Origin of the sequence: Steroidobacter sp., from assembly GCF_036402275.1 — a bacterium.
GTDB lineage: Bacteria > Pseudomonadota > Gammaproteobacteria > Steroidobacterales > Steroidobacteraceae > Steroidobacter.
The window spans coordinates 766,713-792,163 of the sequence record NZ_DASWTF010000036.1; the positions used below are offsets into that span (position 1 = coordinate 766,713).

The 25,451-nt window shown below is 60.6% G+C and carries 30 protein-coding genes; 14 read left to right on the forward strand and 16 right to left on the reverse strand.

The genetic code is table 11. From position 1 onward, the window contains the following. Positions 1–27: 27 nt before the first annotated feature. The 4 genes from nusA to VGD45_RS22940 form a co-directional block, all read right to left on the reverse strand. Positions 28–1,533 carry a transcription termination factor NusA gene (nusA, locus tag VGD45_RS22925; RefSeq protein WP_331157682.1) on the reverse strand — a complete coding sequence of 502 codons (1,506 nt, stop codon included), beginning with the start codon at positions 1,531–1,533 and terminating at the stop codon, positions 28–30. Positions 1,534–1,575: 42 nt separating this feature from the next. Further along, positions 1,576–2,025, reverse strand: a complete 450-nt coding sequence (rimP, locus tag VGD45_RS22930; protein ID WP_331157683.1) for a ribosome maturation factor RimP — start codon at positions 2,023–2,025, stop codon at positions 1,576–1,578. 453 nt (positions 2,026–2,478) lie between these two features. After that, positions 2,479–3,459 carry a hypothetical protein gene (locus VGD45_RS22935; protein ID WP_331157684.1) on the reverse strand — a complete coding sequence of 327 codons (981 nt, stop codon included), beginning with the start codon at positions 3,457–3,459 and terminating at the stop codon, positions 2,479–2,481. A gap of 97 nt (positions 3,460–3,556) precedes the next feature. After that, a complete protein-coding gene (locus tag VGD45_RS22940) occupies positions 3,557–4,375 on the reverse strand; it encodes a hypothetical protein (RefSeq protein WP_331157685.1) in 819 nt (272 codons plus the stop codon). A 460-nt stretch (positions 4,376–4,835) separates the two neighbouring features. On the opposite strand from VGD45_RS22940, the gene VGD45_RS34420 reads away from it, so the two are divergent. Beyond that, positions 4,836–4,970, forward strand: coding sequence for a SymE family type I addiction module toxin (locus tag VGD45_RS34420; protein WP_414717599.1), 135 nt, complete (start codon positions 4,836–4,838; stop codon positions 4,968–4,970). A gap of 105 nt (positions 4,971–5,075) precedes the next feature. Here VGD45_RS34420 and VGD45_RS22945 read toward each other — a convergent pair whose 3' ends face one another. Next, positions 5,076–5,417 carry a hypothetical protein gene (locus VGD45_RS22945; RefSeq protein ID WP_331157686.1) on the reverse strand — a complete coding sequence of 114 codons (342 nt, stop codon included), beginning with the start codon at positions 5,415–5,417 and terminating at the stop codon, positions 5,076–5,078. A gap of 597 nt (positions 5,418–6,014) precedes the next feature. Here VGD45_RS22945 and VGD45_RS22950 point away from each other — a divergent pair. Continuing rightward, complete coding sequence (locus VGD45_RS22950) at positions 6,015–6,941, forward strand: UPF0149 family protein (RefSeq protein ID WP_331157687.1); 927 nt, start codon at positions 6,015–6,017, stop codon at positions 6,939–6,941. A gap of 71 nt (positions 6,942–7,012) precedes the next feature. Here VGD45_RS22950 and VGD45_RS22955 read toward each other — a convergent pair whose 3' ends face one another. Then, positions 7,013–7,411 carry a TfoX/Sxy family protein gene (locus VGD45_RS22955; protein ID WP_331157688.1) on the reverse strand — a complete coding sequence of 133 codons (399 nt, stop codon included), beginning with the start codon at positions 7,409–7,411 and terminating at the stop codon, positions 7,013–7,015. A gap of 241 nt (positions 7,412–7,652) precedes the next feature. Between VGD45_RS22955 and VGD45_RS22960 the strand changes: the two genes are divergently transcribed. The 5 genes from VGD45_RS22960 (at position 7,653) to VGD45_RS22980 (ending at position 11,087) form a co-directional block, all read left to right on the forward strand. Then, positions 7,653–9,041 carry an HNH endonuclease signature motif containing protein gene (locus VGD45_RS22960; RefSeq protein WP_331157689.1) on the forward strand — a complete coding sequence of 463 codons (1,389 nt, stop codon included), beginning with the start codon at positions 7,653–7,655 and terminating at the stop codon, positions 9,039–9,041. Further along, the gene (locus VGD45_RS22965; protein WP_331157690.1) at positions 9,038–9,217 is read left to right on the forward strand and encodes a hypothetical protein; all 180 of its coding nucleotides are present in this window, start codon (positions 9,038–9,040) and stop codon (positions 9,215–9,217) included. Before VGD45_RS22960 ends, VGD45_RS22965 begins: the two co-directional genes overlap by 4 nt. A 128-nt stretch (positions 9,218–9,345) precedes the next feature. After that, entirely contained in the window at positions 9,346–9,522 is a 177-nt protein-coding gene (locus VGD45_RS22970; protein ID WP_331157691.1) for a UPF0149 family protein, read from the forward strand. A gap of 267 nt (positions 9,523–9,789) precedes the next feature. Next, positions 9,790–10,578 (forward strand): hypothetical protein, encoded by a 789-nt coding sequence (locus VGD45_RS22975; protein ID WP_331157692.1) that lies wholly within the window; start codon positions 9,790–9,792, stop codon positions 10,576–10,578. Continuing rightward, entirely contained in the window at positions 10,554–11,087 is a 534-nt protein-coding gene (locus VGD45_RS22980; RefSeq protein ID WP_331157693.1) for a hypothetical protein, read from the forward strand. Before VGD45_RS22975 ends, VGD45_RS22980 begins: the two co-directional genes overlap by 25 nt. Positions 11,088–11,205: 118 nt before the next feature. On the opposite strand, the gene VGD45_RS22985 is transcribed toward VGD45_RS22980, so the two are convergent. After that, the gene (locus VGD45_RS22985; protein WP_331157694.1) at positions 11,206–12,123 is read right to left on the reverse strand and encodes an AraC family transcriptional regulator; all 918 of its coding nucleotides are present in this window, start codon (positions 12,121–12,123) and stop codon (positions 11,206–11,208) included. 45 nt (positions 12,124–12,168) lie between these two features. On the opposite strand from VGD45_RS22985, the gene VGD45_RS22990 reads away from it, so the two are divergent. Continuing rightward, on the forward strand, positions 12,169–13,059 hold the full coding sequence (locus VGD45_RS22990; protein ID WP_349263341.1) for an SDR family oxidoreductase: 891 nt from the start codon (positions 12,169–12,171) through the stop codon (positions 13,057–13,059). 81 nt (positions 13,060–13,140) lie between these two features. Continuing rightward, positions 13,141–13,671: a DUF1003 domain-containing protein gene (locus tag VGD45_RS22995; protein WP_331157696.1), complete on the forward strand. Its 531-nt coding sequence runs from the start codon at positions 13,141–13,143 to the stop codon at positions 13,669–13,671. A gap of 11 nt (positions 13,672–13,682) precedes the next feature. On the opposite strand, the gene VGD45_RS23000 is transcribed toward VGD45_RS22995, so the two are convergent. Then, entirely contained in the window at positions 13,683–14,195 is a 513-nt protein-coding gene (locus VGD45_RS23000; RefSeq protein WP_331157697.1) for a hypothetical protein, read from the reverse strand. Between the two features lie 47 nt (positions 14,196–14,242). On the opposite strand from VGD45_RS23000, the gene VGD45_RS23005 reads away from it, so the two are divergent. Further along, entirely contained in the window at positions 14,243–14,857 is a 615-nt protein-coding gene (locus VGD45_RS23005) for a TetR/AcrR family transcriptional regulator (RefSeq protein ID WP_331157698.1), read from the forward strand. Here VGD45_RS23005 and VGD45_RS23010 read toward each other — a convergent pair. From VGD45_RS23010 to gcvA, 5 genes are all read right to left on the reverse strand, one after another. Continuing rightward, the gene (locus tag VGD45_RS23010; RefSeq protein ID WP_331157699.1) at positions 14,811–16,796 is read right to left on the reverse strand and encodes a hypothetical protein; all 1,986 of its coding nucleotides are present in this window, start codon (positions 16,794–16,796) and stop codon (positions 14,811–14,813) included. The genes VGD45_RS23005 and VGD45_RS23010 overlap by 47 nt on opposite strands. Positions 16,797–16,806: 10 nt before the next feature. Next, positions 16,807–17,433 (reverse strand): alpha-ketoglutarate-dependent dioxygenase AlkB family protein, encoded by a 627-nt coding sequence (locus VGD45_RS23015; RefSeq protein WP_331157700.1) that lies wholly within the window; start codon positions 17,431–17,433, stop codon positions 16,807–16,809. Positions 17,434–17,502: 69 nt separating this feature from the next. Next, on the reverse strand, positions 17,503–17,709 hold the full coding sequence (locus VGD45_RS23020) for an alpha/beta hydrolase family protein (protein WP_331157701.1): 207 nt from the start codon (positions 17,707–17,709) through the stop codon (positions 17,503–17,505). A 13-nt stretch (positions 17,710–17,722) separates the two neighbouring features. Beyond that, positions 17,723–17,962 (reverse strand): hypothetical protein, encoded by a 240-nt coding sequence (locus VGD45_RS23025; protein ID WP_331157702.1) that lies wholly within the window; start codon positions 17,960–17,962, stop codon positions 17,723–17,725. 67 nt (positions 17,963–18,029) lie between these two features. Further along, positions 18,030–18,950, reverse strand: a complete 921-nt coding sequence (gcvA, locus tag VGD45_RS23030) for a transcriptional regulator GcvA (RefSeq protein ID WP_331157703.1) — start codon at positions 18,948–18,950, stop codon at positions 18,030–18,032. Between the two features lie 78 nt (positions 18,951–19,028). Here gcvA and VGD45_RS23035 point away from each other — a divergent pair, with 78 nt between their 5' ends. Then, the gene (locus VGD45_RS23035) at positions 19,029–19,844 is read left to right on the forward strand and encodes an aminotransferase class IV family protein (RefSeq protein ID WP_331157704.1); all 816 of its coding nucleotides are present in this window, start codon (positions 19,029–19,031) and stop codon (positions 19,842–19,844) included. A gap of 7 nt (positions 19,845–19,851) precedes the next feature. Here the strand turns inward: VGD45_RS23035 and VGD45_RS23040 are convergent, their stop codons facing one another. Next, complete coding sequence (locus VGD45_RS23040; protein WP_331157705.1) at positions 19,852–20,109, reverse strand: hypothetical protein; 258 nt, start codon at positions 20,107–20,109, stop codon at positions 19,852–19,854. Positions 20,110–20,228: 119 nt separating this feature from the next. On the opposite strand from VGD45_RS23040, the gene VGD45_RS23045 reads away from it, so the two are divergent. The 3 genes from VGD45_RS23045 to VGD45_RS23055 all read left to right on the forward strand — a co-directional run bounded on the left by VGD45_RS23045 (position 20,229) and on the right by VGD45_RS23055 (position 23,594). After that, positions 20,229–20,549, forward strand: coding sequence for a hypothetical protein (locus tag VGD45_RS23045; protein ID WP_331157706.1), 321 nt, complete (start codon positions 20,229–20,231; stop codon positions 20,547–20,549). A gap of 120 nt (positions 20,550–20,669) precedes the next feature. Next, a complete protein-coding gene (locus VGD45_RS23050; protein ID WP_331157707.1) occupies positions 20,670–23,054 on the forward strand; it encodes a TonB-dependent receptor plug domain-containing protein in 2,385 nt (794 codons plus the stop codon). Positions 23,055–23,150: 96 nt separating this feature from the next. Next, positions 23,151–23,594, forward strand: a complete 444-nt coding sequence (locus VGD45_RS23055; protein WP_331157708.1) for a hypothetical protein — start codon at positions 23,151–23,153, stop codon at positions 23,592–23,594. A gap of 80 nt (positions 23,595–23,674) precedes the next feature. Here the strand turns inward: VGD45_RS23055 and VGD45_RS23060 are convergent, their stop codons facing one another. Both VGD45_RS23060 and VGD45_RS23065 read right to left on the reverse strand, forming a co-directional pair. Continuing rightward, positions 23,675–24,874, reverse strand: coding sequence for a VCBS repeat-containing protein (locus VGD45_RS23060; protein ID WP_331157709.1), 1,200 nt, complete (start codon positions 24,872–24,874; stop codon positions 23,675–23,677). An 11-nt stretch (positions 24,875–24,885) separates the two neighbouring features. After that, a complete protein-coding gene (locus VGD45_RS23065) occupies positions 24,886–25,428 on the reverse strand; it encodes a GNAT family N-acetyltransferase (protein WP_331157710.1) in 543 nt (180 codons plus the stop codon). Positions 25,429–25,451: the final 23 nt, after the last annotated feature.

A 25,451-nucleotide genomic window follows, 5' to 3' on the forward strand; every position in this document is an offset into this window, starting at 1 on the left:
CCGACCCGCTACTCAGTTCGACCCCGCTCAAGCCTGTTGCCCCGCTGAGTCGAACCAGTGCTTACGCGCCGCCATGATGAGCGCGCCCGCGCGCTCGTTATCTACGCCTTCGATCTCCGTCAGGTCATCGATCGCCTGCTCGGCGAGATCCTCACGCGTCACGATGCCTCTGCTGGCGAGCTTCCGCGCCAGGTCGTCGTCCATGCCGTCCACCTCCAGCAGATCCGCTGCAGGCTCGGCACTGTCGATTTCTTCCTCGCTCGCGATCGCCTGCGTCAGCAGCACGTCGCGGGCGCGGTTCCGCAGCTCCTTGATGATCTCTTCATCGAACTCCTCGATGTTGGCCAGCTCGGAGGCCGGCACATAGGCGATTTCTTCGATGGTCGAGAAACCTTCCTGCACCAGGATCTGCGCCACGTCCTCGTCCACGTCCAGCTGCTGCTTGAACAGGTCGATGAGCTTCTGCGACTCGCCTTCGCTCTTGGCTTCGGCGGCCTGCTGCGTCATCACGTTCAATTCCCAGCCGGTCAGCTCGCTGGCCAGACGGATGTTCTGGCCGCCACGGCCGATGGCCTGCGACAGCTTCTCCTCCGTCACCGCGATATCCATGGAATGCGAGTCCTCGTCGACGACAATGGACACCACTTCCGCCGGCGCCATGGCGTTGATCACGAACTGCGCCGGGTTCTCGTCATAAGGAATGATGTCGACGCGTTCGCCGGCGATCTCGTTCGAAACCGCCTGCACGCGCGAGCCACGCATACCCACGCACGCACCGACCGGATCGATGCGGCTGTCGTTGCTCTTCACCGCGATCTTGGCGCGAACGCCCGGATCGCGAGCGGCGCCCAGGATCTGAATCAGGCCTTGGCCGACTTCCGGCACTTCGAGCTTGAACAGTTCGATCAGGAATTCTGGAGCCGTGCGGCTCAGAAACAACTGGGGACCGCGCTGCTCGGTGCGCACGTCCGCCAGATAAGCCTTCACGCGATCCTGCGAGCGGATCGGCTCGCGAGGAATCATCTGGTCGCGCGCGATAAAACCTTCGGCGTTGCCGCCCAGGTCCACGAACACGCCGTTACGATCGACGCGCTTCACGATGCCGGACACCAGCGTGCCCTGGCGCGCCTTGAACTCATCGACGACCTGCGCACGCTCGGCCTCGCGCACTTTCTGCACGATGACCTGCTTGGCGGTCTGCGCGGCGATACGACCGAACGCAACCGACTCCATCGGCACTTCGACGTAACCGCCGACTTCGGCGTCTTCGGAAATATCCTTGGCGTCTTCCAGGCGCAGCTCGCTGTCCGGGAATTCCAGCTCGGTGGAGTCGTCGGCGAACACCTTCCAACGGCGCCACGTGTCGTAGTCGCCGCTCTTGCGGTTGATGGAGACGCGCACGTCGATTCCTTCGCCGTGACGTTTACGAGTCGCGGACGCGAGCGCAGCTTCGAGCGCCTCGAAGATGATTTCCTTGTCGACGCCCTTCTCGTTGGAGACGGCATCCACAACCATCAGAATCTCTTTGTTCATCGTGCGAACTCCGCTATACGCCTTCCGCGACTCCCGTCGCGCCTACACATCCGGGACCAACCGCGCCCGGTGAATGTCCTCGATCGGCAAGCTCACCTCGCCGCCGTCCATCTCGAGCGTAATCTCGCTCTCCCCTACCTGTTTCAACCGCCCCTGGAATCGCTTCCGGCCGTTGATCTGCTGGATCATCTCGACCTTGACCCGCTCACCGGCGAAACGCGCGAAATGGGCCTGAGTCCGGAGCACCCGATCCAGCCCCGGCGAGGACACCTCCAGGGTGTACTCGTTGGGAATGGGATCGGCCTCGTCCAGCACGGCGCTGACGGCCCGACTCACCCGCTCGCAATCGTCCAGAGAAATGCCGTCCGGGCTGTCGATATACAGCCGAAGCAGCCCGCCGCCGGCGCGCGGCGCGTACTCGATTTCCCACAGCTCGTAACCCAGACCGTGCACGACCGGACCGAGCAGCTCGCCCAGCTGATCTCGCAGCATCGGTCACCTCCGGTTTGACTGTGGGGCTCCAACCGTCCCTTCGGCTGGCCCTGCTCCGGCGCTGTGCTGTTTAGCGGCGCCGGAAGAGCTCCGCCGGGCCGGTTTTTACCGTCGCCGAAACGAAAAATGGGCCCCAAGGCCCATTCTCACTCTCCGTCCCTTCCTGCCAGGCGGCCTTGGAGGCGCCCAACTCCCCGAATTCTTCGTCTAGGTTTCGCCCCGGGCCCCGTTCCTGGCTGCCTTCAGAAGCGAAAAAGGCCCTTCGAATCGGGCCCTTTCGTACCCGGACACCTTATATATGCCCGGAAGCGCTACCTACAACCCCCGTCCTCAGCCTCGACACCTGTGTCCAGGAGGAGACGCTTGGCAGGGGCCGCGGAGTTTAAGGGGATGGGGGTGGGGATGGCAAGCGGGGATGGTGACTCCGTGCCGGTGCCCCCACACGCCACGAGGCTACTGACTCGCTTCGTCGCGTGGCGACTTTGATGCCGATTCGTCATCGGCCACCCGGGAGTAGTTCAGAACACTATTTCGACTAAATAGTGAGGCTTTGAGCAGGGGTGGAGATGTATCTGGGATGCCGAGCGCTCGCTTGAGGGCTAAATTAACCGAACGACGAAGCACCTCGTTGTATCTCTCAACATCGCGCGTACCGGCTAGTGTGAGCCTCCCCTTCCCATGAACGACTTGGCGAAACTCTCGGATTACTTTGATCTCCCCATCGGCCACGCCAAGCTGACTCATAAAGCTAGCAACTACTGCCGCCTCGCCGGTTGGAGTCCTCGCCAATGCCTCACCACATCCGGGGCATTCATGAATCTCATAGCCGCATGTATGCCGGAAAGGCACCGGCACAAGCTCAGGCCTAGCGGCCTTTGCCAATATCTCAAGTGAGATCCAAAAAAAAATGAATCGATCTATGTCATACGCAGTCTCCATTCCCTTGTGATACCACCGAAGCGCAGCCCGCCGATTCTCGCAGAACGCTTCGGGACGATCGATCAGGGCGAAAGGACACTGCCACGTTGCGTGCAAGCCCACAGCTGTCTTGCGAAACTTGGGAATGTCCATTGGCTCGCCAACGCTGACTTCCCGGCCGCCAATCACTTCGATCTGCTGAGTAATAATTGGTATGTGACAAGCAAAGGAAAATGCCAAGTAGTCGATCACCCACTCGGTCGCATCTAGCGCCGTTTCCGCCGCCTCGGACGTCGAACCAGCGGTGACGAATACAGTAAGTGCTCTGGGATCTCTGCCAGGAGGGAATTCGATTGGGCCTACGTAGCGTCGCATCTGCACTACGTTTCCGCCAATTGTTACATCTAGGTCTGTGGGAAGAACCGATTGGTAGCGAATTGACTCGCCCACGTTCTTTGGAAAGCTCGCTGACATTGCCAACTGGAGCACGCTCGTGACCGAGTACTTTGCTGACACGGCAATTACCCGCACATTGAGATTCTATGGGGTATCAACACGAACTGTGCATGCGCATATCGCTTCGTCATCCTCGTCGTGCACTACCACTCCGTGATCACGCAGACGTAGCGGCCACGGCGGTCACTGGCACTGCAGAATCGATTGCTTCGGGAGCGGCCTCCGTTTCCTTTTCTCTCTGCGCCTTCCTGGTCGCTCGCTTGACCTGCTTTTGCGCCGTAGCCGCCCGCTCACCCTCCAGTATTTCGCGCTTGATGACCTCAGTTTGAATGACGGACTTGATCTGATCGAGGTCCGTTTTTAGGCCAGGCGACGTAAGTCGAAGCTGGCGGCGCACGACTTTGAGGACAGGGTCCGAGAGCATGATTGCGCTCAACGTGTATTTGCTGAGCGCTTGCTTGTGCGAGTGATATTCGCCGATGTGGGCTTTTTGCCAGCCTTCTTTAGCCAGCAGCGCGAGCATCTCCATAGCGTCGGTATCGCGATGGCTGGTTGTCAGCAGATCGAACTCGACGACGACTTCGAAATCGATCGGTTTGTTAAAACCCACTTTGTAGACCCGCCAAACGATACCGTTGGTTAATCCGACCCATTCGATGCCTTGATTGGCCGCATAGTCGATCGCTTGCTTGACATGCTGATCCTTCAAGTCGGAGCCGATTGCTTTGACCTCCAACAGGAAAGCGAGGCTGCCACCAATCTTTACAGCAAGATCGCAGAAGGTGCCACGAATCATGTGCTCCGACGTGATTTCCGAGTACTTGTCGTACCCGAAGACATACTGCAGCAGGTCGGTGACTATGACGACAGTGTCGGATTCGTTGACATCTCGAGCCCTCGCGGCCGCGATGATTGGCTGGAAACGTTTGAGGCTGTCGCGAATGCGATCAGCAGCCTTTGCGGGTATTGAAACCATGGGCACCTCTCACAATCCCTCAGAGCCCCAAATCATTGTAACGACGAAGACTGCGACAATGCTGAAGCTGCTTCTTTCGAGCAGTTCACACCTGATGATTGGTGCATTGCATATCTATTTTTCTGATCCATCTCAATTCTATGCATTGAGTGAAGTGAAGTTAATAGAGGAGATGCGCATCGGCTCATGACCGGTCGTATGTTTTCGAATCAGCGTACCTTTGCACCGCTCAACCGGACATGGGTCACCATACGAAGATCTCTCGTATTAGGTTGACCAGTCCCCGCGGCCTCGATAAGTTACGCAAGTGGTGCTCAAAACACCCTTACTCGAAGCGGCTCACCGCTCCCGACAGCCAGCGGTCTCTTCTCACAGGAGACCATATGTCGCGTACGTTCTCGCCTCCGGCCGGCCGTCAGTTAAAAGTTAGCTCCAGCCGTTATGACGTCCACATGCGTCACTGGCCCCTACCACGGCCCGTCCCTTTCATCGCCTCCGAGGATACTGGCTCGACAAGGCCGGCTTCGGCGTCGGCAAACGAGTAAATATCCAGGTCACCGACCGCTGCATCACCATCGTCCCCGCGGACACCTGACATCACGATCACCGCGAGCGGATGGACTCCCTTTTCATCCGCTCGCACTCCAGCTGGAGTGCGCACTGTTAAATTCCGGCCTCCGCGCGCACCCAAGCGGCGAACTCACGCACGCTCCGCGCGCGGCTCGCCGCATTCGAAGCAACGTTTAGCGCGCGGCGTGCGCAGAGGCTTCCCACAGGCGGTGCACGGCGCGCCGTAAATCGCGATCTGGTGATGCCACAGGGCGTTCGGATTGGTTTCCGAGAATCTGGTGATCTCTCGGTAAAGATGAAGAGCTTCCCAGGATGCCAATTTCAACGCATCGCCCAGCGGCACTCCGTGCCGCTCTCGCACATCTTTGATCGTTTGCATGGGCGCAAGCAGCGCACGGACACGCGACCACTCCTCGTCGTCGAGCATCGGAACATCCATCTTGCAACGCCAGCAGTACATCGTTTTGGCCATGGATCCATCCATCATGTTCTCCCGCACCGCGTCTTTGTACTCGCGCGTCGAGCGCGAAGCCCAGAAACAGCAAAGGCCCAGACAATGTCTGAGCCTTTGCGGCGGACCCCTTACGAAGACCTCGTGGGCTATGCCCAACGCCCATCTTACTCAGCAACATCGAACTGTCTAGAAGATACGACTCATCAAGCCAAGAATTGCTCAAATTCTTTTGCCTGCGCATGAGTGTCAGAAGACGAGCAAACAGCCACGTCACTAACCGCGACATCACGATCGTCCTCGTCGAACCTGATTACCACCATCAAACGCGAGCGAATGAATGCATCATTTATTCGCTCGCACTCCAGCTGGAGTGCGTACTGTAAAATTCCAGTCGAGCATTACTGCCTACCGCTGCGTTTCCGCGGAAAGCGATTGTTTCTCATCTACAAATCCATTCGTGACCGACGCGATCATCTTCGACCAAGAGATCGAAGCAGGACGACATACGACTGTTGCACACTCATCCGCCGAGGCCCGCGCGAAGCGTAGAAACAACAAAGGCCCAGACAGTGTCTGAGCCTTTGGAGCGGCCCCCATACGAAGACCTCGTGGGCGATGCCCGCGACCATCTTACTCAGTGAGGTCGAGTTGTCCAAAGGAAACATTCATCGCCAGCCTGTTGGTGCTGGAAAATCGATCAGTCGTGTCGGACCATTGCTTGCGACGAGCGCGCGGCGATACACGCGCAACTCACCGCGGCGAGCCAGCATTGGAATAGCGCGCCGTCCGCGTGCGCGAGTTTGCGCGCGCATTCTCACGTCCGCCTCCCGATGCCGTACACTCGCCCCCATGACCTCCCCCTTCACCCCACTCTCCTACGCCGAGATCGACGATCTCGCCGACTTCCTCGACGCCCTCCCGAGTCCGGAGGCGATGAACATCGAACGAATGGACGGATTCTTCTGCGCACTGATCGTTGGGCCCGAGCTTGTCATGCCGAGCGAGTACTGGCTGTATGTCCTGGGTATTGAGGCGGAAGAGACTGCGTTCGATACGGCGGAGCAAATGGGCAAGATCATGGAACTGGCGATGCGACATTGGAACACGATCGCCCGCGCACTCAACGAGGGCGACGAGTACTTGCCTCTCATCTTTGATGATGAAAATGGCGACCCACGCGGTAACGACTGGGCGAAGGGATTCATGGACGGAGTAGCCATACGAGCCGAAAGCTGGCAGCCGCTGCTGGAAGACGAAGATCACGCCGACGCTGTCGTCCCGATGATGGCGCTCGCGCATGAGGACAATCCCGATCTGAGGTCGAAATTCGAGCCGCTGCTGCGTCAGGATCGCGAGGATCTACTGGAATTGATGGTCACTGGCATCGTAGAGATATACGACTACTTCGCCCCAATGCGCGCGCAGTCGGCGATGCCGACCCAGCCCTTCGTACGTGACGAACCGAAGATCGGTCGCAACGAGCCCTGCCCATGCGGCAGCGGAAAGAAATATAAGCAGTGTTGCATGGCGCGAGCGCACTAACTGACCTGACAAACGCGTCTCGCACTCCCGCTGGAGTGTCTACTGTTAAATCCAAAGCGGCGCGGCCCGGCTCATCGGCGCGACTTGCTCGGCGTCGTACTGGTCCTGGCCTTTTTAAGCTTCGGCACAGGCTCTTTCAAATCCTTCGGCGGCAACGTCTTCACGAACGCACGACATTGCAGCACCCACTCTTCTAGTTCCTCATCACCCGCGATCCCCGCCGGATTGACGTACACGTAACCTTTCATCGGCTTGCCCGTGAAGTCCATCTCGCGGACGTGCTTGCGCTTCAGCGCCGCGGCGTAGTTCTCGGGGCCGACGCGAGCCATGAGCACGTCGCCGAGGATGCCGACAAACATGTGCCCGTCCGCCAAGAACGCGATGCCGCCGAACATGCGTCGTTCGGTGATGTGAGGAAGCTTACCAAGGACGTCGCGAATTCTTCCGGCGAGACCTTCATCGAACGCCACACATCCTCCTCATTCCGCCTGACGACCGCCTATCGCACTCACAGTTCACACTAAGAATTCCGTCGCGCGATTGTAATGGAACGCGCGCGAATCAGTTGCCCACGCGCGATCGACTAAATCCTCCAGCTGGAGTGTCTACTGTTAAATTCCAGCCCGTCGCATACGTACTGATCTTATATACAGTCGCTCAGGATTGCGATAGCCTCCTCCTCAGCATGAGCCGTGTTCCGATGGGTGACCAATGGAAACATCACTTGCTGACGATTATCGCGCACGCGCCGCGCGCATCGACGAAACGCGCGCAATCGGCGACGAGATCACGAAACTCGCGGGCCATATCAACGCCGCCATGTATCGTTTCCTAACTCTGATCGCCGAGTTCGATCGACGCGGCGGTTGGTCGGACGGATCCACCCAATCCTGCGCGCATTGGCTGAACTGGCGATGCGGCATCAGTTTCTGCGCGGCGCGTGAGAAAGTCAGGACGGCGCGAGCACTGGAGAACCTGCCGAAGATCTCCGCGGCGATGGAGCGCGGCGAGATCAGTTATTCGAAGGTGCGAGAACTCACGCGCGTCGCCTGCCCCGCCACAGAAGACTACTTATTGATGATCGCCATCCACGGTACGGCACATCACGTGGAGCGACTGGTTCGCTACTACCGTAACGCCAAGGAATCGGAAGAGCTGACGCGAGAAGCTCGGCAGCAGAAAGATCGGATGCTGCAGTACTTCTACGATCACGATGGCTCGGTAGTCATCAAAGCTCGCTTGCCAGCGCAGTCAGGCGCACTGTTCATGAAGGCCATCGACCAAGCCGTCGACGACCTCTGGCGTACCGAGCCAGAAGCCGTGGAGTCGGACACTCCAGCTGGAACGCCGAATGTAAAATTCCTGCCAACGCGAACCAAGCGCGCGGACGCCCTCGAACTGCTCGCCGAGAGCTTCCTCCAGAACGGCGCGGCGACGTTAAGCGGCGGCGACAAACATCAGATCGTCGTGCACGTCGACCTGGAAACGTTGCAAACCGGCTGCGCGGGTCGCTGCGAGATCGAGCACGGCACGCACATCGCCGCAGAAACCGCGCGACGGCTCGCGTGTGACGCGAGCGTGGTCGGCATCGTTGAAGACGAAAACGGCGAACCGCTCAGCGTCGGCCGCAAGACGCGAAGCATCCCACCTGCCCTACAACGCGCACTTCGCTCGCGTGACAAAGGCTGTCGCTTCCCGGGCTGCTGCAACACCCGCTATACAGATGCGCACCATGTGACTCACTGGGCACACGGCGGCGAAACCAAGCTATCCAACCTCGTAACGTTGTGTCGCTTCCATCACCGCGCCGTCCACGAGGGCAAAGTCATTGTGCAAACCTTGGACGACGGTGCAGTTCGTTTTCTACGACCCGACGGCGAGAGCTTCGACAGTGTAGCGCCCGGCCACAATCAGCCGATCGGCGACTGGCGCGAGCTCCCACGGCAACACGAACAAAAAGAAATCGTCATCGACGCCCGCACCGCCGTCACACGCTGGGACGGCGGCCCGATGGATTTTGGAATGGCCGTTGGCAGCCTGCTTCACCGACTGCGGAAGGCCAAGAGTCCTCCACGTGGAGGATTGGGCGAGTGGTCATGAGGCTTGCAGCTCGGCAACCATTGCTGAATGAGGAGGAAGACCTCGCTGCTATCGTGCCCATCATGGCGTTCGGGCACGAGGACAACCTCGAACTGAACTCGGAATTCGAGCCGCTGCTGCGCTGGGATCGCGAGCGTCTACTCGACTTGCAGGCAGATGGCATCGTAGAAATGTAGGCACCTCGCAGAGCTGCGCTTACCCGCGAGTTGAGAAAGACCGTCTACTTCCGCTTCCTTGCAGGCTCGATGAGTTCGTTCGATACGACGGAGCAAATGGGCAAGATCATGGAACTGGCGATGCGACATTGGAACACGATCGCCCGAGCCTCAACGAGGGCGACGAGTATTTGCCACTCATCTTCGATGATGAAAATGGCGACCCACGCGGTAACGACTGGGCGAAGGGATTCATGGACGGAATAGCCATAGGAGCCGAAAGCTGGCAGCCGCTGCTGGAAGACGAAGATCACGCCGCCGCTTAAGCAGTGTTGCATGACGCGAGCGCATTAACCGACCCGGCAAACGCGTCTCGCACTCCAGCTGGAGTGTCTACTGTTAAATTCCAGCCCGCACCACATACGCACGGGCGCGCATTTCAGCGAAGGCGGCTTCGGCGCTCGTACGAGGGATCGCCGAGCCCACGGGACTACATTGCGATAGCACCCAGGGATCAACTCAGGTCACAAACCGATCCTTGTTTAAAGGATCCTTCTGAATCAGCGAGTGGTCATACCGTCGCGCTAAACGGAATGGGTGACGGCATGCCTGGCGATGGCGAAAACACGCTGTATAAAAAATGGCAGGTCAAACTCGAAAACCTGCCGGCGATCGCCGCACTGAAGATCGTAGGAGTCGCAGTTGCGGTGTTGCTTGCGATCCTCGCCGATTTCAAGAGCGTCATGGCGCCGTCGGAAAAATTGCCCGCTGCCGCCACTTCTGAATCGACCCGCATGGAAACCGCCTCGCCGCCATCGCCATCACTGCGCGCACAAACGCCTGCCGCCAATGCAACGTCGAGCATAGAAGCCATCCCGAGCAGTTCCCCACCGGCGCCGTCGATTAGCCAGCAACCGAGCATTTCGGCACCGACGCCAGACAGCACGCCGGAAGCTACAGCGCAGAGCCATGACGACCTCGTCGTGCTGCTCGACGAGCCCTGCGGCGCGCCATTTCATCGCTTCGATGCTTTGAAACTGAGCAACGCCATCAATGAGGACGTCCGACTTCGAGGCGGCCAATCGCAGGGCATGCTGGTCCGGGTGGCGGCTGGATACAGGCCGCAACCCAGCCTCGAGGATTCGGGGACGACGATTCGCGCTTACGCGAGCATTGCTTTGTGCGAGCAGGCGGACGAGTCACCGAGCTGCAATCCACCCGCACCGGACTGTGACAACTCGTGCCCGTACGGATCGAACCGGAGACAACAGGGCAATATCGAGGATGCTCTGGATTCCGTTGCCAGGCTGGCAGCCGACTTGCTGAGAAATTCACAACATCGTCAAGGAGCAATCACATGCCCAAGGTCACCACCCCGCTAGCCTTGCTGCTAATCTCCATATGCGCCGGTGTCGCAGCCGATAACACCGCTACTAACAATGCGGGTGCTCTGAAGCTGACCGTGAGCACGGCGGTCATCACGAATTATCCCGGGTACCCGACAGATACCTGGCTGCTCGCAACGCTCGGCTTGAACATCGAGAACACCGGGACCACTCCGGTGCGCATCGCTCTGCTGCGGGATCTGAGTCTGCAGATGGAGGATGGCGATGGCGCGACCTTCAAACTGGGTCAGTTGAATGGGCTCGCTGACTGCCGCCATCGCAAAGTCGCCGAATGCGACCGCGAAAGTGACGATTTCGAAGTACTCGCTCGGGGCCAAAAGACCACCGTCAACGTGGTATTGCAGGCGAATCTCGGCCGGCGACCCTTGGGGCGGGTGAAGTCAGCTCGTGTCAGCGGCTCCCTGTTCATCAAGAACCAGGAGACCGGTCAGAGTTGGCCGTTGCCCGTCAGCGTCACTGGCATCCCAGTCACCATCAATCTTTGACGCAAGCGGTGAGCGGTGTAGCGCTCGCGCCGGGATTCAACGAGTATCTGGCCGCAGCGAAGAATGCCCATGCGTCGCGCGTTTAGCGTAAGGCGACCGACATGAGTCGCCACCGCAGTCACTCGCCATCCCGGTGCTCCTCGACAAACTCCTTCGGCGACCGCCCCGTCTCACGGCTGAAGGCTGTGCTGAAGGCGCTTGCGGATTGATAGCCGACGGCGAAGGCGGCTTCGGCGACCGTCATTTGCTCATGAGCGAGCATGTTCTTGGCCACCGCGATCCGCCACTGAAGCAGGTAATTGAGCGGCGTCATGCCGATAACGCGCGAGAAGCGGTCAGCGAACGACGATCGCGACATGCCGGCCTGACGAGCCAGAGCTTCCAGTGTCCACGGATGTGATGTTCTCGAGTGAATGCCCTGCAAAGCAGCTGCGAGCTGCGCATCACGCAGTCCTGCAAGCAGGCCCGTAGATTGGATCTCCGGCGGCGCTGACCGAAGCGCCTCGACAAAGATGATCTCGATCAACCGGGTCAGCACGAGCGCCTGCCCTGCGCGCTTCTCGCTCGTCTCACGCTTGATCAGTCCGACGATGGGCGCAATCCCATCGATCGCTGGATCGGTGGCACGGATGTGCAGCATCTTGGGCAGCAGATCGACGAGCACCGACGCGTTGATCGGGTCGAACGCGAAGCCACCGCCAATCAAGGTCACGGATGGCTCCATCGTAGGATCGCCATGAACAACCTCGTTCGCGTGATCCTCAGGGCGCGGGATCACCATCTGCTTGGGCTCGACCTCGAGATCGCCCGCCAAGGTGAAGCCCGGCATCGCCGAGAACAGAATGAAGTCGCCCGAATGCAGCGTGAATGCAGGCATGCCCTCGGCCGCCAACCAGCACGAGCCGTTGAGCACGAGCGCGAAGCTTGGGTGGCCGTACGCTGGGTAACGAACACCCCATCGCCCACCTGCCCGCACGATCTTCGAGAGCAGCGTTTGTGGCTTCAGCAAGGTGACGACGGCGGCCAGTGCATCCATGGGCGTGTGTTCGGACGATCTCGAACGAATCTCGGACTGGCTCTTATAGCTCGTCCGAGTCCGCGCAGCTACTGTTCCGAGCACCAAGGAGAAACCAACATGCCCTCTACTGTGCTCATCACTGGCTGCTCGTCCGGCTTCGGCCTGGCCAGCGCGAAACTGTTCCTCGCCCGCGGCTGGAACGTCGTGGCGACCATGCGCTCGCCGCAGCCACACCTACTCGACGAGAAAGACCGTCTGCTAGTGACCGCCTTAGATGTGACGAATCCGTCCAGCATCGCCGCCGCAATCGAGCGGGGCATCGCGCGGTTCGGGCAAATCGACGTCATCGTCAACAACGCCGGCATCGGCTGGTTCGGAGCAGCCGAGGCCACGCCTGACGAGGCGGTGCGTCAGGTGTTCGAAACAAATACTTTCGGGGTGATCGCGACGACGCAAGCCATCATTCCCCACCTGCGCGAGCGAGGCTCCGGAACGATCGTGAATGTGACGTCGAGCGTTGGCATTGCGCCGATGCCTCTAGTAGCCGCCTATACCGCAAGCAAGTTCGCGATCGAAGGCTTCTCGGAGTCGCTCGCCTACGAGCTCGGCTCGCTCGGAATCCGCGTGAAGATCGTGCAGCCGGGCTTCGCACCCACGACCAACTTCGCAAGCAACTTCCGCGGAAACATGAGCGATCTGATTCCCGCCGCCTACGCCGACTTTGCAGGCCGGTACTTAGCGTCGATGCAGAACGAGCCAACGGCTTACACCACAGGAGATGATGTCGCGGCGGCCGTCTACGCTGCCGCAACCAGCAAAGATGACAGGCTGCGCTACCCGGCTGGCCCTGACAGCGTGATGCTCGCGGAACTTCGCCGGGCGTTGCCGGAGGAGGCGTTCATGGCACGGATTCGGACCATGGTGGGCGCATCATCACCGCCCATGCACTCCTGATCGTGACGATGCCGCGTTACCCGCTTCGTTCCCCGCCTCCTTCGTCAGGAACCGATTCAACCCGCGCGCGTTCGCGTCGGTATGAAGCAGCAGACCTTCACGCAGCCGCCCGGCGGGCCGAGCGTCGTGGCGAGGAACATCGAAGCTCTGCTGCAGAGACAGAGTCGAGAGCAAGAAGCGCGGACGCGGCAGCAGCGGATCGCCGACGCGATCACCGGCGCGGCGGGGAGCCTGCCGTTTGTTTACGTACACCTGGCGATCGTGGTGCTCTGGACGGTGGTGAACGTCGGGTGGACGCCGTTGAAGCCGTTCGACCCGACGTTCGTATTGCTTGCGACCGCAGCTTCGGTCGAAGCCATCTTTCTGAGCACGTTCGTGCTGGTCACCCAGAACCGCATGCAACGTGAAGCCGATCGGCGAGCGGATCTCGATCTGCAGATCAGCCTGCTCACCGAGCATGAGTTGACGCGCGTCATCCAGCTCGTGGACGCCATTGCTGCCAAAGTAGGTGCGCAAGTGCCCATCCCGGAGCTCGAGGAGTTACGGCGCGACGTCTCGCCAGAGCAGGTGCTCGACGCCATCGACAACGCCTCGACGCGCGGCTCCGAATGATCGCGACTTTACTACCCCGCCGCAGCGAACGCCGGCGCGTAGCGAAACACTGCCATCGACAAAACTGCGAGCCCAAGCAAGATACCTGCGAGGCGCGAACTCCAAGCGACCCTGCCACGTAGCGATGCGAGCTCCGCCAAAGTCGCGGCGGATTGATTCGATCCTTCACTCTGCAGCTTCGCCATGCGAAGTCCGGTGGGCCGCCCGATCAGGACACCGACGAGCAGCGACAGCACAGCAGCAGCTGCTCCTGCTCCAAGTACGATGCCACCTACCGACATATCACCCTTGTGAAGCGTTGCGAACAAATACATGCCAGAGAGCACGGTGACCACGGCTGAAATTCCCGAAACAGGCCCCAACCGGCGCGAAACCTGCGCCGTCCAGCGACCGGCGCCGTCATCGGCGTGGCGCGCGGCGATTGGTATGATCGCAAACGAGAGCGCGAACATGCTGCCCGCCCAGATCACGCCACCGAGGATGTGAAGCACGCGGGCCAGGAGCAGGAGCGTGACCGTGGTCATGGAGATCCCTCGCTTTAATTGTCTATACACACTGTATAACGAAATCTATGGCAGTCAAGTCCAAACGCAGGGTTTATCGTAGCGAGGCTCGCGCGGCTTCAGTCGATGAAGGTCGCGCACGAATGATCGAGGCGGGACGAAAACTATTGACCGGCGGCAAGGGCGTGCCTGCGTTTTCGATCGACGCTCTTGCCCGCGAAGCGGGTGTCACGCGCGCGACGGTCTATAACCAATTCGAAACCAAACAAGCCTTGCTGGGGGCGATCTTCGACGCCATTGCCCAGGAAGGCGGATTGTTCGACTTGCCGCAAATCTTCTCGGAGTCGGATCCCGATAAAGCGCTGCGACGCGCGGTGGCAATATTTGCGAAGTTCTGGGGAACGCACGCGCAAGTCATGCCGAAGTTCGTGGCGTTCGGTCAGTTGGATGAGGAAGCCCGAGCCATTCTGAGCGAGCGCGCCGAACGCCGCCGTAAATTGCTGGCCGCCATCGTCGGGCAAATGAAGTCAGTCAAATCGCCTGCGGATCTTGTCGATGTGTTATTCGCGCTGACGAGTGCGGAGTTTTACCGCTTGCTAGCGGTGCACGGCCGCAGTGCGCGGACGATAGAAGAGCTCATCTGGCAGGCCGTGGCCGATGCGGTGGAGCGCTTTCGTACCTGACTACCGGGGCGGCGCTGCCCCGCTCTTCGATCCACTCCCGCAGCATCTTCGGCACGAGCAGTCGATGCTGAGCACGGGTGACTGCGACGTAGACCAAAGAGCTTGCGGTAGCACGAACAGTCGGCAGCTCGCTCCAAAGATCGGCAACCACATTCGGCGCCAGCATCACTTCGGGAAACTCTAAGTTGCGAACATCTTCGATCAGTCCCAGGGCGTACCCGCCGCTCGCACGCGGATCGACGTGATTGGCGGTCCGAGCCCAATGTTCGCGCTGATAACCCTTCTGCAGCAGCTCATCGAACTTCTGAAATCCGCGATGCCGCCCCAAGGTTCTGCGGACATCGTCCCAGGAATGAAAGCGAAACAGCGACGCGTCCCGTGGACGAGTGCCGCGCGAATAGAGCTCGATGCAGTCTTCCACCCACTGCCCCAGCCGGGCAAAGTCGCTCAATGGTCGGATGGTGAGCCCCCCCGCCGCCAGCCGTTGCGCCCAGTCGAACAGTTCCCACAGATCCTGCGCCAGGATCGTCACTGGCCGAGTCGGGATCTCCAGCGCCGAGTAATACATCACTTCAGCTCGAAACTTGCGGTGCCCGAGAAATGGGTCCTTGGTCTCGCCTGGATGCGCTTGAATGAGCGGATTGGCAATCGCCTCGATCGCCTTGGCCGAGCGCACGGAATGTGTGATGAGACATCGCCTGATCGTGCTGGCGCGGGAGTAAGCCCGCCCACGCAGGTGCTGGTACTCATCTCCAAAAGAAATAGCCGCCTGCCGACTAACGTCCAGGATCTGCAGTAGCGGCTTGGACAAGTCGTGGCACTCGTCCAGCAGAATATGCGTGTACTTCGCTGGAATCTTCCACTGTTGAAGCGCCGCAAGCTTGATGCGATGAACTGCACGGAGCGGTGGCCGGAAATCACTGGCGCCAGGGGCAATCGTCGCCATCCACAACTCGCTCGAATGATGCAGAACGACCTGTCGTGCGACTGGATCCTGCAGCTCCGCCGGCAAGTGCTGCTCACCGATGTCTCTATCTCCAGTCGAACAAAAGGCGGCAACCGTTCTGCGGGCGAGTTGAACGAGCTGGATCGCCGAGAAATCGCCGACGGGGTGCACGCCCAGATGACGAACCATCACCTCGTCATACATCGGATTGCGGCTGTTATTTTCGTAGTACATGCCGCGCTGGCCTTTATGTATCAAATCGGCCGGCGTGATCTGCGTGGCCAGCTGACCAAAGGTCAGTCCATCGACCCGATCGAACCCCTCGATGCCGGCCATCAGCGCCCGCAACTGACGCGGCCGCTCAGCCAGCACGAGCACTTGTCGCTCCTTGCTTCGTAACAAATCCAGCAGCGCGTGGATGAGCAGCGATTTACCGCTGCCGGCATAGCCCTGCACGTGCAAGTGATCGTCCGATTGCGCGACCACCGTCCGGTAGACCCCGCTTTGCTGGCTCGTCAGTAATCGATCCTCACCCGATGGCAACACCACGCCTTGAAGCGGCTCGTGCAGGCGCTGTCGATGACGCTCGCAGAAGCCTGGATCCCACTCATGGTTCTCATTGAGATAGCTGCGCCAGCCAACCAGTTCGTGCTCCAGCAACGCGATTCCGTAGTCATCGATCAACCGATATCCCACGTTGACTCTCACCCGCTCCAGTTCGGAGCTCAGGCCGCGTCGAAAGTCAGCCAGGCCCACCTCAGCGGTCTGCGCATTGACGAGTTGAATTGCGTGGCTGAGCAGGTACTCCGCCCGGGATGCCTGCTCTATCGGAAGCGACGGCAGGGAATGCAGGACTATCAACGACGCGAGCTGTGGCGCATCGAGCGTAGCGATGGACTGCTCGAGATCTACGCTCTCGTCCAATACGAGGCTCAGCTGTTGCTCGCTGATAGGTAGATAGAGGTGTGCGTCGAGCGCCGACAGGGATGACATGGCGCGCAGCTTAACCCGAACCTCTGGAAAATATCCGCCGAAAGGTAAGGTTCACCCGCGGCCCGCACGGTTGACTCACCTTGTTTATGCCGTGCTTCCAGTTGTGCTGGGTCGCGCCCTTCATCAACAGCAAGCTGCCGTGATCGAGCGGCAGAAGAACGGACTTCAGTTCTTTCTTGTGTTTATGTTTCAACACCAGCGTACGCTGCGCGCCGAGGCTCACGGAGGCGATGATTGGGTTCGTGCCCAGTTCGGGCTCGTCGTCGCTGTGCATGCCCATGCTGTCGCGGTGGTCTCTGTAGTAGTTCAAGAGGACGCTGTTGAACGTAGCCCCTGCCAACGCTTCAACGTGATTCCGGAGCATCGATAGCAAGCTCGTCCACGGTAGTGGATCGAGCGACAGGCCCGAGTACGTGTAACGCGCGTCCGCATCTCCGAACCACGCCGCCAAGCGGGGTTGTTGATAGTCCTTGCCCCAAAGATTGATCGTCTCCGTGCGCCATGGGATTTGCTCGACGAGCTCTTCCAGGATGCTGTCGGGGTCAGCGCCCAGACCCACGTTGGGCGAGTAGTAGATGTCGGCGTCGGGAATGTCGAGCGGTTCCAACGCGCCAGTTGCAAAGAGATCTCGCGTCATTGTCGTCGCTCAGACTCCAGCTGGAGTGCCAACTGTTAAATTCCAGCCTGACCTGCAGGCTTTTGCATGTCAACTGCCGGCAGCAAGGTGCTGCGACAGAAACTTTTCCAGCTCCGTCAGCAACGTCAGGCGATCCGACTTACGAGCCAGCTGGTGAGTTGCATCCTTGAGGAAGATCGCCCGGTGAGCTTTGCCTGCACCCTTCAGGGCCGAGGCCATCTGGCGCGAGTGCTCCACGTCGACCTGGATGTCGCGGTCGCCATGGATGAGGAACACCGGGGTATTGATCTTATCGACGTGCCGCGTCGAATGTCGCCGGAATTGTGACTACTGCTTCGGAGTCTTCCACGCCGGTAATGAAGAGCAACTGCTGTCCGTCGGGCGAGATCGCCACGTTGCGAATCGCGGGCATGCGCGCAAATGCATCGATTGGCGGCGGCGGCGTGGCGGCGGTTGCAGAGTCAAACAGCAGCGCTGCAAGCAGCACGGGCACGAGCGATCGAACGCATCCGAGCGTCGAATGAGACATCGGGGAAACCCTGAGAACGATGGGTGAGTGCGCCGGTGGCGCGAGCGCGATGATAGCGGATCGAGAGTCAACTCGCCGAACGCGTGATCTCTTCCAGCATCCAATCGCGCAAAGCCACGACGCGCGGATCTTCGGCGCTGCTGTCTGGATACACCAGGTGATAGGCGTAACCCGGTGCGGGGGTGAGTTCGACGTCGAACAATTTTACTAATCGGCCCTGTGCCAGATCGCCGGCGATCATCGCCAGCTCCACCAGGCCGACCGCATTGCCATCGAGGACGGCCTGAACGACATGGCTCGAATCCGCGAAGGCGACGCATCGGCTATCGTCGAAATCACTGAAGCCTGCTGCGTCCATCCACATGCGCCAGTTGGGCCAGACCATGTCATCGACTTTGCAGTCTACGTAACACAGCGTGTGTTGAAACAAGTCGCGCGGCTCCTGCAACTTGGGGCCGTTGGCGAGCAGCGCCGGACTGCAAACCGGCGCGACGACGGCGTCGAACAAGCGATGCGAGCGGGTGCCGGCATATTGGCCGCCGCCGAAGCGGATCGCGATGTCGATATCGTCCGCGTCGAAGTCGCGAAGCTGATCGGTGACGTCGAACGTCAACTCCAACCCTGGATGCGCCGCTTTGAATTTTGGCAACCGCGGCAGCAACCAGTGTGTTGCAAACCTGGGGCCGACCGTCAGCCGCAATTCGTTCGAACCGCGAGCCATGCGCCGCGCGCGACCAGCGGCGCGCTGTAACCTGGCCAACGCGTCGATCGTCGCCTCGAACAGCACCGTGCCCGCGGGCGTCAATTGAATGCTCCGGCTGGTGCGAGCAAACAAGACGATGCCCAGCTGATCCTCGATCTCCTTGATCTGGTAGCTGACGGCCGCCGGCGTCAGCCCCACCTCGTCGGCGGCGCGCGTGAAATTCAAGTGCCGCGCGGCCGCCTCGAAGGTTCGGAGCGCTCGCGTGCCCGGCAGAGTTCGGTTCATCGATCTTCAAGCCAAATTTGTCGATGCGTCGAAAACTACTCGTTTCCCGGCGGCGATTCAAATTCCTAGGATGACGCTATGACTACCGCATCCAACACTTTCGTCGCGCACATCAATGGCCGAGCGGCCAGCGCCGACAACCTCGCTCCCCTCGCCTTCGCGGGCTTCGCTCACTTCACGGCCATGCAGGTGCGCGGCGGTCGTGTGCGAGGGCTCGATCTTCACTTGCAACGACTTCGCACGGCTTCGGTAGAGCTGTTCGGCCGCGCGATGTCGGATGATCGGTTGCGGGCCCATCTCAGGTCGGCGCTCGAATCCGGGCCGACGGATGCGTCGTTGACAGCGACCATGTACTCGCGAGCCGGCGAGTTCACCTCAACTGAAACAGGAAGCGAGCCGCACGTCCTGATTCGCACGAGCCCGGCCGCGTCCGGCCCCAAAGGTCCGTTGGCGCTCGCTGTGTTCGAACACGAGCGGATGCTCCCCGCCATCAAACACGTCGGCGAAATCGCCAAGACCTACCTCATGCGCAAGGCGGTCGAGCAAGGCTTCGATGACGCTGCCTTCATGGATCGCGACGGCCGCTTGAGCGAAGCATCGATCTGGAATTTAGCGTTTTGGGATGGTGAGTCGGTGGTCTGGCCCGAGGCCGCCATGCTTGTCGGCACCACGATGAGCATCGTTCGCCGGCAACTGCATGGCCTCGGCATTCCCCAGCGCGTTCAGGAGATCTCGCTCGCGAACTTGCCGCAGCTTCGCGGCGCAGTGGTTATGAATTCGTGGACGCCTGGCGTGCCGGTGAGAAAGATCGGCTCGGTGGGATTACCCGAGGCGCCGGCTTTTGTCGACTTACTTCACCGCGCTTATGAGGCAGAGCCGCTCATCGAATTGTAGGCGCGGGTTACTTCTCCGACTTCATCGCCTTCTTGGCTTCCTTGGCGCCTTCCTTGACCGCCTGGCCGACTTCCTTGGCGGCGTTGCCTACGGCCTTGCCGACCTTTTTCGCGCCTTGGCCGACTTCGCGGGCTGCGGTTCCCACGGCGTGGCCCACGTCGCGAGCGCCTTCCTTCAGGGTGTTTTCCTCGGCCAAGGCAGGCGCGGCGATGCCAGCGAGCGCCAGAAGAGCGGTCACACGAAGTAGCTGGGTGGGCAATTTCATGGTGGATCGCCGTATGGAATGGGACATGCGGCAGATTTACCCGCCCTACCCCCGCTTTGTCCATAGGTCGGTCCCGGATCGGTTATATTCTGTGCGGACGCGCACCCGGCAGCTTTCGCATGTCGCACCTGGCACCGCATATGGACTGGCTCAACCGCCGATCGAGACATCGGCTGGTCGCCATTGCCATTTTCGCGCTGCTGGCGTGGATGCTGGAGATTGCGACCCACAGTCACCTCAATGACACGGCTGGCGCGAACCCGGTTCAGAGCATCCATTGCCAGTTGTGCTCCGGCTTTCAGACTGGCGCAGGTCCGATAGCTTCAGCGGCGTCCATCGAATGGCTGGCAGAAGCCGCGCCCGCGCCGCTCCAGCCTGAACTGTCACGCTCCGCCAACACCACCTCCCCGTATCGCAGCCGCGCACCGCCTCGCGCGTGATCCTGCGAAGTTTCCTGAAAATTTAAATCTATTGGTGCCGCACAGGTCTGCGCGTTCGCTCGCGCGGACGGTTGCGCATGCCCGCTTTGCCGCCCGAGTTGACTCGGGAGGGAGGAATTCGTGCGTTTCAACTTTATGAAATACGCAGCGCTGGCTGCTGCGTGCTCCGTTGCCGCTAATCCCGCTTTTGCAGAAGAGAAAGATGACGTCGAGGAGATCGTGGTCACGGGCACCAACCTTCGCGGTCTGCCGAAGGAATACGTGGCGAGCCCCGTGTTCACATACTCGACCGAGGACATGGAACAATCGGGTATGGGCTCGCTGTCCGAGTACATCCAGACGATTCCGCAGAACTTCATTGGCGACTTGAGTGAAGCCGCGACCACCGGCGTCGGTTTCGGCACGGGACTCGGGGGCGCGGTGTCACAGAATCAGTTCGATGGATTCGCTGCGTTCAGCCTGCGCGGTCTGGGCTCGGATGCGACGCTGACTTTGTTGAATGGACGCCGGCTGCCGAATGCCGGAATGACGGAGACGCCGAGCGTCTCTTTCATCCCCGCGGCGCTCATCGGGCGCATCGAGATTGTTCCCGATGGCGCTTCGGCGACGTATGGCGCCGATGCAGTCGCTGGCGTCGTCAACCTGGTTACACGCCGCGACTTCGACGGCGTCGAGATGCGCGTGCGCGGCTCATCCGCCACCGAAGTGGATCGCGACGAATATCAGGCCAGCATCACTGCGGGTCACGCCTGGTCCACAGGCAATGTTTACGGCGCAGCGGCCTGGCAGGATCGTGAGCCTCTGGTCGGCGATCCGGTCCCCGTATTCGGGGACGACTATCAGATCACGGCGACGCCGGACGAGACGGTGCAAAGCATCTTCACCGGTGTGAATCAGCAGATCGGCGACGCCCGGTTGTCCCTCGAAAGCAGCTACTTCACCAGTGACCGTAGCTCGTTCCAGCTGACGCTGCCGGATAACAACCGCACGTTTGTCACTGAATCGAACGGCTACTCCGTGTACAGCAGCCTGCAATGGCAGGCGGGGCCGGCGACGTTCTTCGACGTGATGCTGGACTATCACGAGAACGAATCGTTGAACGAGACGCGTCGTCGCGGCAGGTCGCAAGGCCGTCGTCATCACGACAATCGCTTGATCTCAGCCGAAGCACGCGGCCAGACGGAGTTGCTGTCCCTGCCCGGCGGCCGCATCCGAGCCGTCGGCGGCCTGCAGTACCGGCGTGAAACATTGCGGACGGACGCGACAATCTTCTTCCAGCACGGCGGTGGCGAGACCGAAGTCAGCTCGGCATTCGCCGAAGCATACTTTCCGTTCGTGGGAGCGGATCAGCGCATTCCTTTGGTCCGTTCGCTGGTGCTGTCGACCGCCGCTCGCTATGACGATTTCGGCGCTCCGATGGGCTCGGAAGTATCGCCGAAGCTCGGGCTGCGCTGGGGCGTAACTGATGACTTCTCCCTGCGCGGGACCTACTCACGGTCCTTTCTCATTCCGAAGCTGAGAGATCGAGTGGGCGTTGCCGAGCAGATCTCGTTCCTGGCTCGGCGGGACGCGTTTCTGGATCCCAGTGAACAAGATCCGCGGTTGCCGGCAGGTTATTCGCTCGCGATGTTCCGCGCAGGATCGAATCCCGATCTCGTCCCACAGGATGCGGAGACCTTCACCGCAGGTTTCGATTACTCGCCGACGCTGCTCGAAGGGCTCGAGATCAGCGCAGGCTATTACCGAACCAAGCTGACGGATCGCGTTTCGAATCCCTTTCCCGACGACATCCTGACGAACGCAGGATTTCAGTCGTTCACGATCAGAGATCCGAGCGCCGCTGAGCTCGCCGGGCTGCTCGGCAATCCCGTGGTCAACCGCTTCTTCGCCTCGGGCGTGCCGTTCATCGGCAACGGCGATGTCGTCATCTTTCCCAATCTCGAAGCAGTGCCGGCGGACCTGATCGCAAGCGTCCAGGTGGTGGCGGATGCACGAACTCAGAACTACGCGACTCAACTCACCGACGGAATCGATCTCGAGGTGAGTTATGCCACGCCGCTGTTCGGCGGCGATGCGTCAGCGCGCATCCGAGGTCAGTACATCCTGACCTTGGAGCGACAGACCACGCCGGGCGTACCACCAGTGTCGCGACTCGGCACGATCTATAACCCGACCGATCTCACATTCAGCGGCATGCTCGGTTGGCGACGCGGACCGCTCTCCATCGGGTCGGTGATTTATCACAGCGCCGGGTTCACTGATGTTCGCGCCAGTCAAGAGAATGCGCACATCGGGTCGTACACCACGGCGAGCGTCGCCGTCGGTTGGGCTTTCGAACCGGACAACGGCTCTGCGTGGCTGGCGGATTCCTCGATAGCGCTGGTGATCGCCAACGTGTTCGACGAACAGCCGCCGCGGATTGCCGACGAGGTGCTCGAGTACAGTGCGCTGAATACGCCGGCCAATCCGCGCACAGTGGCGCTGATTCTGACCAAGAAACTATGAGCTCCGGCGCGGGAGGTTACGGCCTGCGGGTCGATTCGATGGAACACTCACGGCGATACATTCGTAATTTCGCTACACGACCGTAAGGAGCAGCCCATGCCTAGCAAGACCACGGTACAGCGTGCGAAGGCGGACCTTCGTGCAGGCAAGAAGCCATCGACGGCGGCAGGTGAGTTTGTGCGTGAGGAGATGGAGCACATTCGCGAGGGCAAGCACGGCGCCCGCTCCGCCAAGCAGGCCATCGCCATTGGTTTATCCAAAGCGCGTCGCTCTGGAGTCCCGCTGCAACCGCCCGAGGAAGGAACCACATCGCGGCGCACTCGCAAGAGCGCGAAGCGCGATCTGGAAGTGGGTCAAGGACGTCGCAAGCGTCGTTCGCCCTCTGCGCGACGCCGACGTGCGACCGCGAAGGCGCTGCGCAATGAGCCCAGATCGGCAGCCTCGCATCGTGCGCTTTCGCGGCAGGCGAAACAGGCATCTCGCCGTCGACGCCGCACGACGACTGCGAAGAGCACGCGACGGAAACGCGCCTCCCGCTGAGTCACTCGTTGGAAGTAACAGGCGCGCTGGCGACGGCAGGAAACGCCCGCGCCACGCGCCCCATCCAGCCCATCAAGTTGTTACTTCCGTAAGAGCAAGCGGGCCTGCGTGCCCCAACCGCCGATGAAAACATCGTCCTTACGGTCGCCGTTCAGGTCACCGACGGCCATGCTCCAGCTGCGGCCGACCACGGTCTCGGGCATGACATCGGCGGTGACATCCTTCAAATTGCCCTTGCCGTCGTTGGCGTAAGCGCGCGCCTGCAGTGGCTTGAAGCCCGGAACCGCGATGGCGCCGACGATCAGGTCGGGATGTTTGTCATCGTTGAAGTCGACCGCCATGCCGCCCCAGGCGGAGAACTCGTTGGTGGGCAGGCGCCGGGCGGACTCGTCGATGAAACGGCCGCGCCCGTCGTTGACCAGTAACCTCGCCTGCGGATCGCGCTCGCGCTGGCCGGCGTTGCTGGTGAGATTGAGAAAAAGAATGTCTGGCTTGCCGTCGCGGGTGGCGTCGAAAACGTGAACTTCACGTGTATGCAGCGGGACCGAAAGCACCATGCGGTCGGACGCTTCGGTGAACCGCCCTCGCCCATCGTTCAGCAGCAGGCGATTCGGCGGCACTTCGTTCGCGACCGCCATGTCGAGGTCGCCGTCGCCATCCAGATCCGCGAGTGCGATGTCCTGCGTAGCGTCGTTTACGTCAGGTAGATTCGTCCTCGTGGCGTCGATGAAATATCCCGGCTTGGCCGGATCACTGAGCCAAAGGAAGTTACGCGCGCCCTTGCCCGAGTTGCCGAGAGCGATGTCGGGAAAGCCGTCGCCGTTCACGTCGCCAATGGCGAAACCATTGCCTTCGCTGCGCGCCGGCAGGCGGTCGCTCACGTCCGTGAATCCGCCTTTGCCGTCGCCGAAGAACAGCTGATGGACCTGGTCGTCCTCGGCGATGAACATCACGTCCGCGATGTTGTCGCGATTGAAGTCGGCGCTCAGCACGTGCTCGGTATCGTGCGCGACCTTGCCGAAAACGCCCTGTCGCCAGGTGAGCTTCGCCTTGCCGTCGTTGATATAAAGACGATTCACATCGCCCTCGACGGCAAGGATCACGTCCAGGTCGCTATCCCTATCGACGTCGACGAACGCAGCATCCAGCGCATGTAGCTCGCTCGCAGTGGGAACATGAGTCGCCGTCGCATCCACGAACACCGAGGAAGCCGCGGCTGAAGCGCTTCCGAGAACAGCGAGGCACGCAACAGAACGACGCAGGTTCAGATGCCGGCGCATGCAATTCTCCTTTACTGAGCGCGTCGCTTGGTCATCGGCACGAATGTGATGTGCAGACCACCGGGCAAAGGATGCTCGATGGACTCGTCACCGACGTAGCCGCAGACTTCATATAGCCGCTTGCCCGGCAGCGTCGCCATCAGCGCGAACTCGGTGAAACCCGCCCGTGCCGCCTCGGCTTCGCATCGATCGAGCAACATGCGCCCCAGTCCTCGACGGGCGTGCCGTGAATCTATGAAGAAGGCTCGAATGCGAGCGGCATCTTTTACAGGATCGAGCCAGGAGTCGTCGCGCACTTCTCTGGTATCGCTGCCGAATAGCGTTTTCCGGCGGCTCCAACCGCCGCAGCCGACGATTTCGCCCGAGGCAGCCTCGATGACGAAGTAGGTTTGGTCGCGAATCAGCTGGGTATCGACGCCGAACGCGCCGAGCAATGCGGCTTCGATTTGCGCCGGGCTGTAATCGTCCGCGCCCAACTCTCGGATGGAGCGAGCGATCAAGTCACGAAGCACGGGCTCGTCGGCGACGGTCGCCAGCCGTAATTGATAGTCCACGCGTAATTTGCCTCATCGGAGCG

Coding starts and splice junctions, on each gene's coding strand:
- nusA (WP_331157682.1), bottom strand. CDS start 1,533: ATGAACAAAGAGATTCTGATGGTTGTGGATGCCGTCTCCAACGAGAAG.
- rimP (WP_331157683.1), bottom strand. CDS start 2,025: ATGCTGCGAGATCAGCTGGGCGAGCTGCTCGGTCCGGTCGTGCACGGT.
- VGD45_RS22940 (WP_331157685.1), bottom strand. CDS start 4,375: ATGGTTTCAATACCCGCAAAGGCTGCTGATCGCATTCGCGACAGCCTC.
- VGD45_RS22945 (WP_331157686.1), bottom strand. CDS start 5,417: ATGGCCAAAACGATGTACTGCTGGCGTTGCAAGATGGATGTTCCGATG.
- VGD45_RS22950 (WP_331157687.1), top strand. CDS start 6,015: ATGCCCGCGACCATCTTACTCAGTGAGGTCGAGTTGTCCAAAGGAAAC.
- VGD45_RS22960 (WP_331157689.1), top strand. CDS start 7,653: ATGGAAACATCACTTGCTGACGATTATCGCGCACGCGCCGCGCGCATC.
- VGD45_RS22965 (WP_331157690.1), top strand. CDS start 9,038: ATGAGGCTTGCAGCTCGGCAACCATTGCTGAATGAGGAGGAAGACCTC.
- VGD45_RS22975 (WP_331157692.1), top strand. CDS start 9,790: ATGGGTGACGGCATGCCTGGCGATGGCGAAAACACGCTGTATAAAAAA.
- VGD45_RS22980 (WP_331157693.1), top strand. CDS start 10,554: ATGCCCAAGGTCACCACCCCGCTAGCCTTGCTGCTAATCTCCATATGC.
- VGD45_RS22985 (WP_331157694.1), bottom strand. CDS start 12,123: ATGGATGCACTGGCCGCCGTCGTCACCTTGCTGAAGCCACAAACGCTG.
- VGD45_RS22995 (WP_331157696.1), top strand. CDS start 13,141: ATGAAGCAGCAGACCTTCACGCAGCCGCCCGGCGGGCCGAGCGTCGTG.
- VGD45_RS23000 (WP_331157697.1), bottom strand. CDS start 14,195: ATGACCACGGTCACGCTCCTGCTCCTGGCCCGCGTGCTTCACATCCTC.
- VGD45_RS23005 (WP_331157698.1), top strand. CDS start 14,243: ATGGCAGTCAAGTCCAAACGCAGGGTTTATCGTAGCGAGGCTCGCGCG.
- VGD45_RS23010 (WP_331157699.1), bottom strand. CDS start 16,796: ATGTCATCCCTGTCGGCGCTCGACGCACACCTCTATCTACCTATCAGC.
- VGD45_RS23015 (WP_331157700.1), bottom strand. CDS start 17,433: ATGACGCGAGATCTCTTTGCAACTGGCGCGTTGGAACCGCTCGACATT.
- VGD45_RS23025 (WP_331157702.1), bottom strand. CDS start 17,962: ATGTCTCATTCGACGCTCGGATGCGTTCGATCGCTCGTGCCCGTGCTG.
- gcvA (WP_331157703.1), bottom strand. CDS start 18,950: ATGAACCGAACTCTGCCGGGCACGCGAGCGCTCCGAACCTTCGAGGCG.
- VGD45_RS23035 (WP_331157704.1), top strand. CDS start 19,029: ATGACTACCGCATCCAACACTTTCGTCGCGCACATCAATGGCCGAGCG.
- VGD45_RS23040 (WP_331157705.1), bottom strand. CDS start 20,109: ATGAAATTGCCCACCCAGCTACTTCGTGTGACCGCTCTTCTGGCGCTC.
- VGD45_RS23045 (WP_331157706.1), top strand. CDS start 20,229: ATGTCGCACCTGGCACCGCATATGGACTGGCTCAACCGCCGATCGAGA.
- VGD45_RS23055 (WP_331157708.1), top strand. CDS start 23,151: ATGCCTAGCAAGACCACGGTACAGCGTGCGAAGGCGGACCTTCGTGCA.
- VGD45_RS23060 (WP_331157709.1), bottom strand. CDS start 24,874: ATGCGCCGGCATCTGAACCTGCGTCGTTCTGTTGCGTGCCTCGCTGTT.